The following is a 17981-nucleotide window of genomic DNA, read 5'->3' as shown; positions in this document are numbered from 1 at the left end:
GCTAAAGTAGAGTATTTCTTATTGGGAGTACTCTACTTTTACTAAATGAGGCCAGGAGAATCGCGCATGAATAGATGGAACCCTTTTTATCATTGGAGCTTAAAGAGAAAGTCGATGGTTATTATGCTGTGCTTTATTTTTTTACCGACGTTGATTGTTAGCTTATTAATTTATTATCAATCGAATCAATTATTTAAACAGCAAGTGATTGATCGAACTCAGCAAAATTTAAACAATATGGAATCAAGTTTGGTATCGATCATGGAGGATGTAGAGGATATATCTGGCTATATCATTTTTAGTAATGAATTCCGAGACTTTATGACCCTACCAATGGATGATCAAAATTATTATGAAGATATTCATCGTCTTCAAGATCATATTAAGGGTTTTTTTACATTTCATTTAAATAATAAAAGTTATTTTGACTCGGCGAGTATTCAAGGTGTCAATGGTACGGATTTACATGTTGGTGAACGCTTAAATAGTGATGAAACACATTGGGATCAGCTAGCGATTGAGCGTGAAGGACGTATTTTCTGGAGCGAGCCATATGAGGTCTCTAGAACTGGATGGGGATATGATGGTCAACAAGTGATTTCATTAGTTCGTGTGATTAATGATAATTATGAAATTAAGAAGCCGAATGGTTTAGTTCGAATTCGTTTAGATTCACGCGAATTAATGAAATCAGTTACAAATGGTTATGTTGATGAAAGCAATGAAACCTTTTTATTAAGAGATAATGGTGTCGTCATGTTTCATCAAGACCAAAGCAAAGTGGGGAAACCTTTTCCGAATCAAAAGTTAGTTGAGGTCGTTGACCAGAACGAGGCTGTCGTAACCTTCCAGCATAATGGAGAAGATTATTATGCGGTCATTCGTAACGTCAATGATCAGCATATTGGAATGTCATTAGTTTCATTAGTGAGAGAAGATTACATCTTAGGAGAATTTGCTGGCATTCGTTATACGATGGTTGTAGTGATTTCAATTGTAATGCTGTTGACGATTGTTGCGTTTGTCGGATTTGTATGGACAATCGTTAAGCCAATTATTGAACTGACAGAGCAAACGAAGCGATTTGAATATGGCAATTTTAATGCCAATGTAAAGGTAAGAACAAATGATGAAATTGGTAAGCTTGGCTCGCATTTTAATGCAGCAGTTTCTCATATTCAACGATTAATTGAGACGAAGTATAAGCTAGAATTGCAAAATAAAGAATCAGAGCTAAAGGCATTGCAAAGTCAAATTAACCCACACTTTTTATATAACACATTAGATATGATTCGTTGGACAGCACGAATTGAGAATGCACCTGATACAGGGAAAAGTATAGAAGATCTTTCTAGACTGTTTCGAATCAGCTTAAGTGAAGGTAGAGTGTGGATTTCTCTCAAGGATGAATTCGCATATGTTCAAAGTTACCTTGAGCTTCAGAAAAGACGGCTAGCCGGTCAACTTCATTACTTTATAGCAGTCGAAGCAGGAATCGAGCAGGCACTTGTGATGAAAATTATCATTCAACCATTAGCGGAAAATAGTATACAGCATGGCTTTAAACGAACCCATCCAAATAAACGAATGTATATACGAGCTTACCGTACGAAGCAAGGGGTAGCGATTGATGTGATTGACAATGGAATAGGGATGAATGTGAATGAAATCAAGCATTCTTTATTTCATTCACAAAATGAACGAGATGGGGGAGGATACGCATTACGAAATATTCACAATCGAATTGTTCATGCGTTTGGAAAAAAGTACGGATTAGAATTGATTCATCAAGAAATAGGAGCATGCATCCGGATTCATTTACCTTTTATAGAAAAAGACTATGAGTTACTAAGAATACTTGAGGGGGAGGATGTCAATGATGATTAAAATGTTGATTGTCGATGATGAGCCCATTATATGCCAAGGGTTGGCGACGACAATTCCATGGGAGACGCTTGGGATAGATTTAATTGGAATGGCACATGATGGGAACGAAGCGCTACCTTTTTTAGAAGATGGGGTCGATCTCATACTTACGGATGTTTGTATGGAGGAAATGGATGGCTTAGAGCTTTCAAAATATGTCTGTGAGAATTTTCCAAATACAAAAATTGTGATGATTAGTGGCTATGATGAATTTCAATATGCGAGGCAGGCGATTCGCTTAGGGGTTGAGGACTATTTATTAAAGCCTGTGAACATTGATGAGCTTGTTGAGCTAACAACGAAATTGAAGCAAGAAATTATCGAAAAGCAAAAATTGAGTCAAGCTGAGCAACCGAAGCGTATTTCTGAATATGTGATGCATCACCTTTTCGATACTCCCTTTTCTTCTAGCAGTTTAAAGGATAAGGAGCTGTTAACTTCTCCTTATCGGTTAATGATAACAGAGTGTGTCGATTATCATTACTTATTGGAAGTACTATCGAAAGGGGAGCTAGACCAGCTTAAGGATGACTTTAGAGTTTCACTTGATGAAATGTTGACTGAGTTCGAGGTTGAGCATGTGACATTTTCAGGGAATGAGAATGAATGGGTAACGGTTTGCTATTGTCCTGATGAACGTATGCTCGATTTGAGTCAATTTCAACAGCTATGTGATAAGCTGCAAAAAAAAGTAACTCATCCTCTTCGCTTTGGCATCTCTAACCTTGAAATGGAATTATCGAATGTATTACGTGTATATGAACAGGTATCGGATGTGCTTACAGATGGACGAAGTGAGAATACATCATTATTTTCTGTTCATATGCACAGATCTGAAAAGAAGGAGCTTTCCTATCCGAAGGAGATGGAAGCTCAGCTGCGACAAGCGATCATGGCCGGAGATGAATCGTTACTACAGGAAACGGTTGATCAGTTGTTTATTATGTGGCAGGAGCAAGGTGTGATATTAGAGCAAATATTATATACGTGTCGTGAGATGGAATTAATGTTGAAAAGTCGGATCAAGGAGCTCACTTCTTCAAGTAAAATGGATCAAGTCATCTTTCATCTCCAAGAGAGAGTTGATTTGCACATTGTCAATTCAATGTCAGCAATGAAGCGGTTATTCATAGGTGATTTGCATTGTTTGTTGCAAAGCATCACCCATCATGAAGGAGACAACTGGATGATGATTCAAATACAAGATTATATAAAAAAACATTTTCAACTCGATTTGAAAGCGGCTGATATTGCTGAAAAGCATTTTATAACACCAAACTATTTTAGTGTGCTTTTTAAACAAGAAACAGGAAAGAGCTTCTCGGAATATGTAAATTCTTTACGCATTAGAAGAGCGAGTGAGCTGTTATCAGAAACATCGAATAAAGTATTTGAAATAGCTGAATACGTCGGTTATAAGGAGTATAAGTACTTTGTACAAGTGTTTAAAAAGCATGTAGGTGTAACACCGACTCAATTTAGACGTATGCATGCGAATAAATAAGAAAAATACAGATGTTTTCTTAATTATGAGGATTTTTTGTTATGGATGTCGCCTTTATAATGGTTTTATGAAAACGTTTACAGATCATTGTAAGGGAGTGAGAAGATGCATTTATTAAAAAGTCCGTGGAAAATTGGATTGGGGATTATTCCTGCATTACTTATTTATTGTGTGTTTAGTATTATTCCGATTTTTATATCGTTTTACTATTCATTTATGAGCTGGGATGGATTTTCTCCAATGCAGTTTGTTGGTTTAGATAACTTTCGGATGCTATTGAATGACCAAATCTTTTGGTTGTCAGTTCGGAATAACCTTTTAGTTGTTGCCTTTTCCGTGTTTGGACAAATTCCGATTGCGTTAGGGTTGGCACTGCTATTAAATCGTAAAGTGAGAGGAGCTAAATTCTTTCGTACGATCGCATTTATACCGGTGGTTATTTCAACCGTGGTTATTTCCTTAACGTGGAGAATGATCTTCAATGCGGAGCAAGGGATGTTGAATAACTTATTATCAAATATTGGGTTAGAAGCATTAACTCGAAATTGGCTTGGTAATCCAGATTATTCGATGTATGCGATTGGAGTCGTGATTATTTGGCAATTCGTAGGGCTTTACTTTATTATTTTCCTCTCAGCACTACAAACGGTTTCTAAGGATATTCTAGAGGCTGCAGAGTTAGATGGTGCAACGGAATGGCAAAAAACTCGCCACGTTATTATTCCTTCAATCTGGAATATTATACTTATTGCGATCGTGCTTTGTATTAGTGGAAGCTTAAAAACATTTGATTTGATTTATGTGATGACGGGCGGTGGCCCAGCTCATGCGACAGAAGTGATGGCGACGTATATGTATAGTGAAACATTTAGAGGGTTGAAATATGGATACGGAAGTGCCATATCGGTTCTGATTTTTATATTTAGTATCACGTTAATTCTCCTATGTCAAAGATTATTGAGAAGACGAGATTCTTAGAAAGGTGGTAAAAAAATGGAGCCTACTCTAAATAAAAGTACGGGACCAAAATTGAAACGGAATGAGCATTTCGACCGTGGAGCACGTACGAAAAAAAGAATATCACGAGTGCTCATATATGGTGTGTTAATCGTTTTTGCACTCATTAATTCATACCCTATTTTATGGATGATCATGAACTCTTTTAAAACGGGTCAAGATTTTGCGTTAAATCCATTTGGTCTACCGAATGAATGGATTTTAACGAACTATGTGGATGCATGGGTGACAGCAAATATTGATACGTATTTCTTTAATAGTGTTTTTGTCTCGATTGTAGCTGTGATCGTAACGATTCTTGTAGGTGCCTTGGCCTCCTTTTTCTTGGCGAGGTTTGATTTTAGAGGGCGGAAATTATTGTATGGCTTTTTCGTTTTAGGCCTTCTTGTACCCATTCATGCAACGCTTGTACCGATGTTCATTTTAATGCAGAGACTTGGACTTATTGATACGTATTTGGCGTTAATCTTTCCATATATTGCTTTCAATTTACCGATTACGATCTTCTTATTAACAAGCTTTATGAGCTCATTTCCTAAGGAAATTGAGGAATCGGCTATTATGGATGGATGTGGCGTATTAAGAGTATTTTGGTCGATTATTTTGCCGATGACAAGGCCAGCTTTAGCAACAGCGATTATTTTGAATTTTATTAATAACTGGAATGAGTTTTCTTTTGCGCTCGTTTTAATTAATAATGATGAGCTAAGGACTTTACCACTTGGTTTGGCGAACTTTGCTGGACAGTATGGAACGAATTATACGGCGCAAATGTCCGCATTAACGATTGTTCTCATTCCGACAATTATTTTTTATCTTGTGATGGAAAAGCAAATTGTTCAAGGGATGACTCAAGGTGCAGTGAAGGGATAATAACGGTTGATAGCGGAGGTGTTATATATGGAGAAGGTCGTTGTTTTCTATGATGAGACGTTCCCGTATGAAGGGGAGCGTCCTTCAAAAGAAATAATTGAGAGATTAAGAGAAAGTTGTATCATTGCTGATGCCCAATCATTGGATCAGTCATTGGATGAAGCATCTTGTATTATTCATATGCACGGAGCCTTTTTCCCGAAGAATAGTTGGACAGAGATTTTACGTTTTTTAAATAATGGAAATGGGCTCGTATATCTTGGAGGTGCTCCTTTCAAAATTCCAGTATATGAGGAAGAAGGGGAATGGAAACTAGAGGTTGAACAACTAGGCTATCATCGGCAGCTTCATATTCTTGAGACGTTAGAAGTAGCAGGTGATCGAATTAATCATTATGTGGCAAATGAAGATTTTGATTTGTTTCAGGGGAAAGAGTCTTTATTTGACGTAAGGTCAACGTATAGCATGCAGCTTCACGTTACTCGTACAAAAGACGTGCCGAATGAAAATGGCTCTGGTGGGCCGATGGATGCACATTTCTATCCGCTATTAAAAGGGGTATCAAAAGAGGGGCGTCATGTAGCTGCTCCAGCAGTATTGCTAGAGCATACGAAGGGAGAGTTTACAGGCGGACGTTGGATGTTCGTGAATCAGGAGGTAACCTCAACCTTTTGGGAGAAAGGTGGGGTTGAGGCATTAGTTGAATGGGCTGAATTTACGAGTAAGGGAGTAACGGAAATATGGGTGAAGCCAAACTACGCAAGCTACTTTCCTGGTGAGAAAATTCGTCTTCTTATCCAAATACAGGAGCTTCAAAAGAAAAATCAAGGTCAAGAGTGGACGTTTCGTCTTCAATTAACGTCTGAAAAAACAACGTATAAATGGAGCGAAGCAGTGAAGATCAGCTCTAGTAGCGAAATCCAATATATTCAACATTCAATTCCTTTTGAAATTGAACCAGGATATTATGATCTTATGTGTCAGCTTGAAGCTACTGATGGGCAAAGACGGACGTTACATCAAGGGATTTGGGGTTATGATCAAGATTTGCTAATGAAAGGAGAACCTCTATCATGTGGACGTGATTATTTCGAGAAGGAGGGGAAGCCCTTTCCTATTGTTGGTATGACATACATGACGTCAGATGTGGCGAGGAAATATTTATTCTTACCTAATGCAGCGACATGGGATCGTGATATGCGCCATATGAAGGAGGCAGGTATAAATTATATTCGTACAGGATTATGGACTGGCTGGCGACAGGTGATGTTTGTCGATGGACATCCTTATGAAGAAGTGATGCGTGCGATCGATGCGTTTATACTAACAGCAAAAAAGCATGATCTAGAAGTGACATTTAATTTCTTTTCATTTACTCCTGAACGATGGGAAGGGGAGAATCCGTATCTAGATCCCCGTAGTGTAGAGGCACAGAAGCGCTTTATTTCAGCGGTTGTTATGCGACATAAGGAAACGACTAATATTCAATGGGATTTAATCAATGAGCCTTCCATGTTTGATGAGAAACGAATTTTTAAAGGACCTATGACGTCAGGTGATCGCTTTGAGCGTGAGGCATTTAGGGGTTGGTTACGAGAGCGACACTCAACGATTCAACAGCTTCAAGAGCATTGGGATATGACACCAAATGAAGTAACGAGCTTTGAAGAAGTAGAATTACCCGAGTATGACGAGATAAACTTTAGTACTACTAACAAATTAGAGAAAAAAGGAAATCGTTGGCTTGATTACTCGCTATTTTCGATGGACATGCACAATCAATGGGCACGAGAGCTAACGAAAACGATAAAGACCATTGCTCCGCAACAGCTAGTGACAGTTGGACAGGATGAAGCACTTGGAGGGAGACGACCTTCTCCACTCTTTTATGCAGAGGCTGTCGATTATACGACGGTTCATTCGTGGTGGTTAATGGATCATTTAGTATGGGACAGTCTTTTTACGAAAGATCCGTTAAAGCCAAATGTCGTTCAAGAAACGGGGATCATGCATGTGGAGCGACCGGATGGCCGTTCAAAACGATCAGAGATAGAGCTGAAGTCCATCCTAGAGCGGAAATATGCTTATGGATTTGCGACTGGTGGGGCTGGAGCTGTGCAATGGTTATGGAACACGAATCACTATATGGATAATATAAATGAATCGAATATTGGTGCGATCCGTTCTGATCAAACAGAGAAGCCAGAGACTGATGTTTCATATGACTTTGGTTCATTTATAAAAGAGGTTTCTGAGCTATTTCGTAGCCGTAAGTTAGAAGAGGTTGCAGTTATATACCCTTATTCGAATGACCTATCTAACCGAGAGTTTGCCTTCTCAGCAACCGCAAAATTAACGCGTGTCTTAACCTATGATTTACGTATTCCGTTCCGAGCATTTAGTGAATATCATTTAGATGCTTTAAATGATAATCCTCCAAAACTAATCATCGTACCAAGTGCTCATAATTTCCATACAGCGGCTTATGAGAAGCTATGTGAGCATGTTAGAAAATATGGAGGAATGATTTTGTGGACAGGTCCTCTTCACTTAGATGAATATTGGCGTCATCGTCCACGGACAACAATGTTTGGTAAGACGATTTCAAGAAATATAATACGAGAGGAAAGGTTAGAGGTTGATGGGGAAATATATCCCGTATCCTTCTTAACTGACCAGCAGTTATCTGTTACGTTTGGCAAAAACCGTTTAGCCGAGCTTGAAACAGAGATTGGAGTGGATGAACAGAAATCAAAAAGCCGAGCTACGCAGCTCCGTACACAGGAAATGGGAAAAGGAACATTTGTATGGTGCCCATTACCAATTGAATTAAATAATCGAGATGATTCACTTCGAGCTCTTTATGAAAAAGTACTGGATGATGCTAATGTTACGAAGGATTTGCACTGGGAAAAGGGAAGCAACTATTTAGGCGTATATGGACGAAAGTTGACATTTGCTCGAGGGAATTTATTTGTATTTGTGTCGGAGGAAGCCCATGATGTAGAGGTGCAAGTGGAGGATCCAGAGACTGGGATTTCTTATCAATTTACGCTTGAAAGTGATCGTTCGGTTTTATTTGCCACGAATTTAAATGGGGAAATAACAGCCGTTTATCGTCCAAATGAGGTTGAAATTAGTGCGCTATAACAATAGGATGAATTGATAAGAGGGTGGTGCAAGTTTAGTTTAATCATTGCACCACCCTCTTGTTTTCTTATTCCTCGTCTTTAAATCCACCAGCTATCAAGTCATATTTTAATCTTTGTTTAAAAATGAGCTTCTTGTTGATATACACTTTACAAATTAAGCTGAACCAGCCACCTAATTTAACCTTAACAGCAATTGGAGTGTTTGTGCCCTCAATGCTTGCTTTTAACGTTTGATATGGGATGCCCCATGAATACCATTGACCTCTTGTCGATTCTGATACGAGCTTTCCATCAATGAATAACTGCTCTTTATTATATTTATTAACGATATGGAGACTGTGATTTTCATATGTAAGGTCCCATGATCTTTCGAAGTCTTTTTTCACTTCTTCCATCATCGCACTCCATGATTCAGGATCCTCTTCTTTAGTTTCTTTTGAGGGTGTTTTTTTCTGAATAGACGAAAAGATGGATTCGACCACGAAAATAAAAATGAAAAGAGAAAGCAGCATGATAAAAAAGTTATCAAAGAAAGTATCTTTTGTTAATGATCCATATGCATATCCAATGAAAAAGAGAGCGGCTATGTAAATTGCGAACTTTGTTGCCTGTAACATATTCGTTTAAACTCCTCGTTGTATAAAATTTCCTGTTTATTATATCATTGCATTAGAAATTCGCGAAGAGGTGAATTTTTGAGAATATTAGATTTGTATGAAACCTTTTTTCTTTTCTTTCGTAAAAAATAGGTAGACAAACAATTGGTGATCCTTTTGCATAGTAGGAGGGAAAGGATGTTGAATATAAAAAGTGGTGAAGGTGATGAGTAACCAAGGATTGGTATCTATTATGATCTTTTTAATTGTCATGATTTTTACAGGTTGCATATCTCTTTCGTTTGATGAAGGTGAGATGGAAGACTTAGGAAAGGAAATAGTTGAGCTACTTATTAAGCAAGAATATGAAGTTGTTTATGATGAATATGGTGCTAATGAATGGATAGAATCAACGTCACTTTCAAGTGTCATTTCTAATTGGGAGAAGCAAATTGATTTAGAAGGTCGTTATGTTCAATTGACATCAATCGATGCTTCTGAGCGGGGAGAGCATAGTGTAGTAGAAATAGAAATTCAATATACAAATATGAGTGTGGATGTTCGAATGATATTTAATAAGGAGCAGGAGCTGGTCGGCTTACATAGAGCAAGTGGAGAGGTCAGTGCAGTGGTACCTAAGTCGATTATTGAAGAGGAACTGATTGTGGGAGAAGGTACGAAATTCGAACTTGAAGGCGTTCTCACAATGCCAAGTGAGATCGATCAAGCTCTACCTGCAGTTGTTCTCGTGCATGGGTCAGGACCGAGCGATCGAGATTCAGCTGTTCACTCATATAAGCCGTTTCGAGACATTGCATGGGGACTGGCGGAGCGTGGAATTGCAGTATTACGCTATGATAAGCGTACGTATTCATATGGAGATCAATTAACACCAGAAGAAATGACTCATTTTACCGTACATGAAGAAACAGTGGAAGATGCAGTTCGAGCTAGCAACCTTTTAAAGTCTGATGAACGGATTGATTCAACAAATGTTTATGTGGCCGGTCATAGTCAAGGTGGGATGTTAGCTCCGAGAGTTGACGATTCTGGAGGATACTTTGCTGGGATTATGATTTTAGCTGGTTCTCCTCGTCCAATGTGGGAAATTGTCTATGATCAAAATATCGCCTTTCTTGATAGTGATGTGATTGATGAGTCAGAGCGAGAGTCTTTAATAACAGAGGTCGAGCAGCATTATGAACTTGCGCAAAGGTTAGATGATTTATCTCTCAAAGAAATTGAATCAACTCAAGTGTTTGGGCTCCCAGCTTATTATTTACTCGATATGGACAAATATAATCCGGTTGAGCTGTTAGAAGGCAGTAGTAAACCGGTACTGATCCTACATGGGGAAACCGACTTTCAAGTCACCTATGAAGCTGACTTCTTGGCATGGCAAGAAGCGTTAGAAAGCCGAGAGAAAGTTACTTTTAAAAGTTATCCACAATTAAATCATTTTTTTATTGAATCACGAGGTGACAATCAAGGTACGATCGGTGAATATGAGCAACCAGGTATAGTAGCTGACGAAGTCATAGAAGATATGGCCCAGTGGGTATGGATTCAATCCGATTAAGAAAAAGGGAGGAAGTAGAATGAACATGAAGAAATATGTATCTGTTTTTGCAGCAGGATTAATCGCGTTAATGTTAGCTAGTTGTAGTAATGAAGAAGGCGATACAGGGAATACAGAAGGTACGGAAGGGAAAGAGCGAATAGCAGAATCCTTTATTCAGCAATTAGCTGATGGAAGCTATAACGAAGCAGCTGAGCAATTTGATGAAACAATGAGTGAAGCAATTTCTGAAGCGGAATTAGCACAGACATGGGAAGAGATTGAGTTGCAATTAGGTGCGTATATTGATCACAGATATCAGTCAACAGAAGAGGCTGAGGGGTACTCAATTGTCATATTAGAAGGATTATTTGAGGGACAAGATGTGATTATTAGTGTATCTATTAATGAACATGAAGAAATTTCTGGTTTTTACATTCATGAAAACTAAGTAAATCTAAATGGAATAAATACGCCAGTTCAAACAGGTGATAAGAAAAATAATAAGGGAAGAGCAGCGAGGTCACTGAAAAAGTCCTTTCTAGTAACTCAAGGAAGAGTAATGGCTCCGCTCGTTGCGCGCCTTGCTATGAGAAACCCACTCATTGCAAGGCTTTCAAAATCGGGCAACGGCTACGCACATTACTTCAAAGCCACTGAAAAAGTTAAAACCAAACTTTTTCAGTGGCCTCAGAGCAGTTGCTTTGTATGTATTCTTGTTCGTCATTGATAAAACAAAAGGTGAGAGCATTAAAAGGTTTAATAGTTAACTTTTTATAGTGCTCTCGATTAAAGTAGGTGTAAAAGGGAGTGTATGAGGTTTAAAGGCACTCCCTTTTCTTGTATTATTTAACCGATACTGATCCGTTGTTTACAACACGAATTGTAGCAATGATGCTTCGACAAAGAAGGAATTTAATAGCTAAACTGCATAAAGAATGGTACCAGGTCCAACCTTTTTTCCAATTAATTAAGTGCGATTTCTTAGCAGCCCACGTCTCGACAATAACTAGAGGGATGATAAAAGGAAACAGCTTTAAGATACTAATAAAAGGCTTGTTGTGAAGAGTCCACTGGTTATAATATAGAAGCATTAATGGATAGTGGATAAAATCAAATGGGAAATGAATGGAGAACAGCTTTTTAAACGGTCTCACATTGTAACCTAAGTAGCCTTTAGAGACTAAGTAACGATCGATAAACGAATTACCGATGACACTTACTAAATATACAATGATCCAATCCTTAAAAGAACGTTTGATGATGGCAAAAGGAAGGAATACAATGGAAATGACTGTTATGATGAAAAGAAAGCTTTGCTCTTGTTTTTTTGACATAATGATTCACCTCCTGTTGTTAGAGTGAGTTGTTTTTGTAAAGTTATACATCCATTGATTAAAAGACGAGTGAATGAGCGAAGTATCCATCGGAAAATCGATCTCTTTAGGAAAGTAAAAGTCGATTGAAGAGAAATTTTCTAACGCAAAATAAGAAAAGAGTAGGGATCATTGTCATGAAAGACGAGTTACGGCTTCTTTTAGATTTATACTTGCAAATTGCAAATAAATGCTATATAATTAAAAGTGAGGTAGGTGATAAGAATGGAAAATGTTCGCGAACTATTTCAAATCATGACGCGCCGATTCGGCTTTCTTGATAAAAATTGCTGTTCGGTCGGTGGTACTGATATTTCGTTAATTCAAAGCCATATTCTTTATGAAATCGACCGACAGCATCACCCGTCGATTCAGCAGGTAGCCGAAGCTTTGGGAACGGATATAACCACGTTCAGTAGACAGATTCAATCCTTAATTAAGATGAACTTGGTGCAGAAAACGCCCGATCCAGCTGACCGCAGAGTATCAATACTTTCCTTGACGACAGAGGGGAAATATGTGGCGACAACCATTGACGAACAAATGAAGATGTATTTGAACGAAATTTTCTCCCACATGAATGAATTTGAAAAAGAAACGGTGATCCGTTCCATCAAGCTACTTAATGACGCTATGGCCAAATCTGGAACGTGCTGTACGCCCCCAGTGGGGTGATTCTTTTGCCTTATATTTGTAAAATGCAAATAATTAGTTGGAGGTAGATACTCGACTTCTAGACTCATTCAGTCAATTACTCAAAAGGCGGTATGCTAGCATATGACAGAAAAAGGTTTAAAACTTTCAGCACCGTCGTCGCAGGTGAAATTTGCGGCGTTCATAACGGCAATATGTTTATTGGGAGACATGATGCTTTATGTGGTTTTACCGATTCATTGGGAGCAATTTGGTTTGTTGTCATTGTGGGAAGTAGGAGTTTTACTATCGATTAACCGTTTTGTACGGATTCCTTTACATCCAATTGTGAATCAATTTTATAAGAAGTTTAGTTTAAAACAAGGCTTTATGATCGGACTAGTCTTAACGGTATTGTCTACAATAGCTTATGGTGTATTGAAATCATTTTGGCCTCTGTTGCTTGCAAGGGTTTTATGGGGGATTGCATGGACGTTTTTAAGACAAGGCGGACAATTGATCGTCGTTGAAGCGGCGATGAAGACGGGTGATGCCGGAAGATTGTCAGGGCTATATAACGGGTTGTCTCGCTCAGGTGCTTTGGTTGGCATGTTGGTGGGGGGAGCTTGCGTCGACTTAATTGGAGTAGAATGGATTTCGCTTATTTTCGGAATCGTTGCGCTGATCTGCATTCCCTTATTGATAACCTCAAATTTTGGATATAGCGTCAATTATGATGAGATGGCACATTCAAGCAACGATGCACACCACCTAAAAAAGAAGCAAGTCTTTATTTATCTTCTCATCAGCACGTTCTTTATCACCTTTATTTTTCAAGGTGTATTAAAATCTACGCTCGGGTTATGGGTAGATGAACGGGATTTTACAACGTTGCTTCTGCTTGGCGCATTAGGCCCTGCGGCACTAACGGCTGTGTTGCTAACCTTTAGCTGGGGAATGGAACCTTTGATATCGCCTTTAGTTGGAAAATGGAGAGATCGTTCACGCGCAAAAGAGAGGTGGCTCATCACCGGACTCGGTTTGGCAGCTGTATTCTATGCCATCGTTCCGCTTTCTCTGCCCGTTAGCACTTGGATCATGGTCATAATCATTTTATTAATTCTCTCTACATTGATCACCATGCTACTAGATGCAACGATGGCCGAGTATGCAGTTACAGCGAAAACATCGAAACACAAAGTCATTTCAAACTACTTAATGGTCTCTGATCTGGGAGCTGCTGCTGGCCCAATGCTTGGTTTTATGATTATTGAAATGGCAGGGGCTTCAATGGTTGCATGGGGGGCTGCAGGACTGATATTAACGGTAGCTCTTATTTTAGGGAAAGTGGAACGGAGCAGTAATGCATCTAAGTAAACGTATCTAATACTTGTAAAATGCAAATGAAATAAGGGGGGATTTTGATGAATAAAATGTGGGATGTCATTGTTATTGGAGGGGGGCAAGCGGGGCTTGCTTCCGGTTATTATTTAAAAAAGAAGAAGCTACGGTTTTTGATACTGGAGGCTAGCCATGGGGCTCTCGGATCGTGGCCTCGTTATTACGACAGCTTGAAGCTCTTTTCGCCCGCACAGCTCTCGTCTATGCCTGGGCTAAAAATGCCAGGACACCGCACCCATTATCCTTTGCGAGATGAGGTCATTCAGTATTTAAAGAATTACGCTAAAGCCTTCGATTTGCCGATTCAGCCGAATCAAAAGGTCATCCGGATCGAGAAGGGCAACGGGTTTACGATTCATACGGAAGCAGGGGCCGTTTACCAGACAAAAACGATAATTAACGCTACTGGATCGTTCCACAATCCGTTTACTCCGAATATTACGGGAAGAGAGATTTTTAAAGGGGAAATTCTTCATTCCTCCGCGTATCGCAATCCGGATCGTTACAAGGATCAACGAGTTTTGGTAGTCGGAAGAGGGAATTCAGCGGTTCAAATTGCGATGGAACTGACCGAGAGCAGCCATACTTCCTTAGCTGTTCTACAGCCTGTAAAGCTTGTGAACCAGAAAGTATTTGGCATTGACTTGCACTTTTGGATTAAGGCTATTGGCTTAGATACCTTTCAATTCTGGCGTTTCGGTAAGCAAGCGCCGATCCCCACTGCCGCGGCTGACTTAGGTGACTACAAAGCGCGATTAGAAGCAGGAAAGCCCGATCAACGGGATATGTTCGTTGCTTTTACCGAATCCGGAGTCATTTGGCCGGACGGGTTACAGGAGAAAGTCGATGCGGTCATCTTTGCTACCGGATACCGCCCGGGACTTACGTACTTTCAGGAAATTGGTGCACTTGATGGGGAAGGAAGGCCATTGCATACGGCGGGCATTAGCCAGACCGTACCGGGGCTGTACTATGTAGGCTTGGAAGGTCAGCGTTCCTTTGCTTCTGCAACCTTAAGGGGGGTGGGGCCTGACGCGAAATACGTTGTTCGTCATATCGGACGTTTCTTGCAAACAGGATGATGGACAGGAAGGAGAAGGAAATCATGAAGATTCTCGTAAATATTGCGCATCCCAATATGCAATGCTCACGTGTAAACGCTAGCTGGAAGCAAGAGTTGGAGCAGTCCCAGGCTGTTACGATTAATGATCTGTATGAACAATATCCGGATGAAACGATCAACGTTTCTCGCGAGCAACAATTGTTGTTGGCTCATGATCGAATTGTGTTTCAATTTCCGTTGTTTTGGTACAGCTCCCCCCCTTTGCTTAAAAAATGGATGGATGATGTCTTGATGTATGGTTGGGCATATGGAACTGGCGGTAGCGCTTTACATGGCAAAGAATTGGTTCTAGCGATCTCGATAGGTGGCCAAGAACAAGACTACCGAGCAGGCGGAAAAAATCTTTTTACTGTAAGCGAATTGACAAGGCCGTTCCAGGCGACGGCGAATTTAACCGGGATGAATTTTTTAGTTCATTTTGTGCTACATGGAGCTGTTTGGCTTGATTCTGCCTCGATCACGAAGAGCGCAGCAGCATACGTTGAACATATTACCGATAGACAGCTTAAACCCCTTAACGCATAGCAGACGTGCGTGAGGGTAATCCAAAATAAAAGGAGAGTTAATTTTATGAGTCAGGAAGTAAGCAAAGATCAAATCCGTCAAAATGTACGGAGTCGTTACAAAGAAATTGCAGTTCAAGAAATGGGAGCCTCTTCGTGCTGTAGTGATTCCCGAAATGTCACATCAACGAGTGGTGCATCGGCTCAATTGGGGTATTCACCTGAAGAATTAACGATGGTGCCAGACGGGGCAAACCTTGGGTTAGGTTGTGGCAATCCGCAAGCAATTGCTGCCTTGAAGCCAGGTGAAGTTGTGCTGGATTTGGGCAGCGGCGGGGGATTCGATTGTTTTCTCGCTTCTAGAAAAGTGGGCCAGACGGGGCGTGTGATCGGCGTCGATATGACACCAGAAATGGTAAGTCGTGCGCGTCATAATGCGAATAAAGGCGGGTTTGTGAATACGGAATTTCGGATAGGGGAAATTGAATATCTGCCGGTACCGGATCAGACGGTGGATGTCATCATGTCCAATTGCGTCATTAATCTTTCTACAGACAAACAACTGGTATTCGATGAAGCGTTTCGAGTTCTAAACTCCGGCGGTCGCCTTGCGATTTCCGACATTGTAACGACAGCCGAGCTGCCTGACCCGATCAAAAATGATCAAGATCAAATGTATGCGGGTTGCATATCCGGTGCTTCGTCTATCAATGAAATAAAGCGTATGTTAATCCAGAGCGGTTTTCAAGATATTGAGATTGAAACGAAGAATGAATCAAAAGCGTTTATTAAAGATTGGGTTCCTGGACAGCAGATCGAAAATTATATCATTTCGGCTGTTATTCAAGCCGTTAAACCACAAATATAATGTGAACAAACGCACCGTAAACTGCTGCCTGTCTACTTCTAGCGATAGTTTACGTGTTAGCGCATAGAAGTGACGGACGTTTGCGGTTGCAATGTTTGTATTTAATATTGGATAACGTAATTAATTTATTTCGGTCTTGGCTTTCGGTTAGAATTGTTTCTAGATCATCTAACAGATCGTTGGCAAGTGTCGACATATTCATGTATGGCTGTTCCTAGGCTAAAGTTCGGAGCGCCAGCGTAACTTAAAGAAGAGTAATGGCTCCACTCGTTGCGCGCCTTGCTATGAGAAACCCACTCATTACAAGGCTTTCAAAATCGGGCAACGGCTACGCACATTACTTAAAGGTCACTGAAAAAGTGCGATTTTCACTTTTTCAGTGGCTTCTGTTCGGGCAGCATTAAAGCTGCCCATTTTTTATTTCCTTGATAACATATGAAAGGTATCAAAATTTATATATATATGACTATGATCTTAGCTTTTTTGACAATTTTACTTGTCAAAAAAGCTAAGATCATTTACAATGTAATGGAGGTGATCATAAATGAAAAGTCGGTTAAAGGAGTTAAGGGCACGTGATCGTATGAATCAAACGCAGCTAGCAAAGCTTGCAAAAGTATCCCGCCAAACGATCAGTCTAATCGAACGTGAGGAATTTATCCCTTCCTTGCTTATCGCTGTACGAATTGCTCGCATTTTTAGTGAGCCTGTTGAACAAGTATTTTTCTTTGAGGAGGATGAATTATAAATGAAGGCATTAGCAAGAACATTACAGCAGTTTGCAATCGGTGGTGTTTTAGGGTTTTTAGGAGCAATGATTATTTTAGGCAATTTTGCTATCGATCTTTCTCAATATACGAATGAAATTGTCATCTTTCTTTTTGCTAGTATTGTTGTATTCCTTATAGCAACAACTATTTCATTCAGACAAGTGAAGAAGCTTAATGCTATGGATTTTGAAGGAGAGGAGGAAGATAAGGTTGATGTCCTAAAATACCGAAAAGGTGCCGATCAATCTATATTAATCTATACAAGTACGATTATCGCGATTTTAACGTTAAGTATTGGAATTATTATGTCATTGCATATCGCTTATACGATCATTTCGATTGTCCTTATAATTGTCAGTTACAGCTTTACGGCTTATATGATGCATTTAATGAGAGTCAGTTATCCTGAGAGAAACTTACCAAAGCTTTCTGATCCCGATTATACAGAAAAATTATTAGCAGCATCTGACGATGGTGAAAGACATGTGATGCTAAATGGACTGTATAAAGCATACCATTTACTACCAGTAGCATTAATTATCGCAATTATTTTTTCGGTGCTTTATTCAATTTTGACAGAACATAATCAGTTGTTTTCGGTTATTGCGATGAGTATTGTTTTAATTATTGTGCAAGGAAAGTATTTTTTGGCGATTCGCAATAAGTAGACCTTTATGAAGT

The 17981-nt window shown here is 39.5% G+C and carries 16 protein-coding genes; 14 read left to right on the top strand and 2 right to left on the bottom strand.

The window, feature by feature from the left end:
• Positions 1-66: 66 nt before the first annotated feature.
• From MW695_RS06485 to MW695_RS06465, 5 genes are all read left to right on the top strand, one after another.
• A complete protein-coding gene (locus tag MW695_RS06485) occupies positions 67-1887 on the top strand; it encodes a cache domain-containing sensor histidine kinase (protein ID WP_247104315.1) in 1821 nt (606 codons plus the stop codon).
• Positions 1877-3430, top strand: a complete 1554-nt coding sequence (locus MW695_RS06480) for a response regulator transcription factor (protein ID WP_247104314.1) — start codon at positions 1877-1879, stop codon at positions 3428-3430. Before MW695_RS06485 ends, MW695_RS06480 begins: the two co-directional genes overlap by 11 nt.
• Before the next feature lie 105 nt (positions 3431-3535).
• A complete protein-coding gene (locus MW695_RS06475; protein WP_247104313.1) occupies positions 3536-4408 on the top strand; it encodes a carbohydrate ABC transporter permease in 873 nt (290 codons plus the stop codon).
• Between the two features lie 15 nt (positions 4409-4423).
• Positions 4424-5320 carry a carbohydrate ABC transporter permease gene (locus MW695_RS06470; RefSeq protein WP_247104311.1) on the top strand — a complete coding sequence of 299 codons (897 nt, stop codon included), beginning with the start codon at positions 4424-4426 and terminating at the stop codon, positions 5318-5320.
• A 27-nt stretch (positions 5321-5347) separates the two neighbouring features.
• Positions 5348-8470 carry a beta-galactosidase gene (locus MW695_RS06465; RefSeq protein WP_247104309.1) on the top strand — a complete coding sequence of 1041 codons (3123 nt, stop codon included), beginning with the start codon at positions 5348-5350 and terminating at the stop codon, positions 8468-8470.
• Between the two features lie 67 nt (positions 8471-8537).
• Here MW695_RS06465 and MW695_RS06460 read toward each other — a convergent pair whose 3' ends face one another.
• A complete protein-coding gene (locus MW695_RS06460; RefSeq protein WP_247104308.1) occupies positions 8538-9089 on the bottom strand; it encodes a hypothetical protein in 552 nt (183 codons plus the stop codon).
• Between the two features lie 205 nt (positions 9090-9294).
• On the opposite strand from MW695_RS06460, the gene MW695_RS06455 reads away from it, so the two are divergent.
• Together MW695_RS06455 and MW695_RS06450 are read left to right on the top strand one after the other, a co-directional pair.
• A complete protein-coding gene (locus tag MW695_RS06455; RefSeq protein ID WP_247104306.1) occupies positions 9295-10647 on the top strand; it encodes an alpha/beta hydrolase in 1353 nt (450 codons plus the stop codon).
• A gap of 19 nt (positions 10648-10666) precedes the next feature.
• A complete protein-coding gene (locus tag MW695_RS06450; RefSeq protein ID WP_247104305.1) occupies positions 10667-11077 on the top strand; it encodes a DUF3887 domain-containing protein in 411 nt (136 codons plus the stop codon).
• Between the two features lie 394 nt (positions 11078-11471).
• On the opposite strand, the gene MW695_RS06445 is transcribed toward MW695_RS06450, so the two are convergent.
• Positions 11472-11963, bottom strand: coding sequence for a CBO0543 family protein (locus tag MW695_RS06445; protein WP_247104302.1), 492 nt, complete (start codon positions 11961-11963; stop codon positions 11472-11474).
• A gap of 264 nt (positions 11964-12227) precedes the next feature.
• Between MW695_RS06445 and MW695_RS06440 the strand changes: the two genes are divergently transcribed.
• The 7 genes from MW695_RS06440 to MW695_RS06410 all read left to right on the top strand — a co-directional run bounded on the left by MW695_RS06440 (position 12228) and on the right by MW695_RS06410 (position 17968).
• On the top strand, positions 12228-12677 hold the full coding sequence (locus tag MW695_RS06440) for a MarR family winged helix-turn-helix transcriptional regulator (RefSeq protein ID WP_247104301.1): 450 nt from the start codon (positions 12228-12230) through the stop codon (positions 12675-12677).
• 102 nt (positions 12678-12779) lie between these two features.
• Positions 12780-14012, top strand: a complete 1233-nt coding sequence (locus MW695_RS06435; RefSeq protein WP_260505873.1) for an MFS transporter — start codon at positions 12780-12782, stop codon at positions 14010-14012.
• A 47-nt stretch (positions 14013-14059) separates the two neighbouring features.
• Positions 14060-15118 (top strand): flavin-containing monooxygenase, encoded by a 1059-nt coding sequence (locus MW695_RS06430; protein WP_247104299.1) that lies wholly within the window; start codon positions 14060-14062, stop codon positions 15116-15118.
• Between the two features lie 23 nt (positions 15119-15141).
• Positions 15142-15684, top strand: coding sequence for an NAD(P)H-dependent oxidoreductase (locus MW695_RS06425; RefSeq protein ID WP_247104298.1), 543 nt, complete (start codon positions 15142-15144; stop codon positions 15682-15684).
• Between the two features lie 45 nt (positions 15685-15729).
• Positions 15730-16530 carry an arsenite methyltransferase gene (locus tag MW695_RS06420; protein WP_247104297.1) on the top strand — a complete coding sequence of 267 codons (801 nt, stop codon included), beginning with the start codon at positions 15730-15732 and terminating at the stop codon, positions 16528-16530.
• Between the two features lie 544 nt (positions 16531-17074).
• Positions 17075-17278, top strand: coding sequence for a helix-turn-helix transcriptional regulator (locus MW695_RS06415; RefSeq protein WP_247104296.1), 204 nt, complete (start codon positions 17075-17077; stop codon positions 17276-17278).
• Positions 17279-17968 carry a DUF3169 family protein gene (locus MW695_RS06410; RefSeq protein ID WP_247104295.1) on the top strand — a complete coding sequence of 230 codons (690 nt, stop codon included), beginning with the start codon at positions 17279-17281 and terminating at the stop codon, positions 17966-17968.
• The last annotated feature ends 13 nt before the right edge of the window (positions 17969-17981 follow it).

The organism is Halalkalibacter sp. APA_J-10(15) (assembly GCF_023017105.1).
In the GTDB taxonomy this organism is placed as follows: domain Bacteria; phylum Bacillota; class Bacilli; order Bacillales; family Bacillaceae_D; genus Halalkalibacter.
This window is presented reverse-complemented; position numbering and strand designations above follow the sequence as displayed.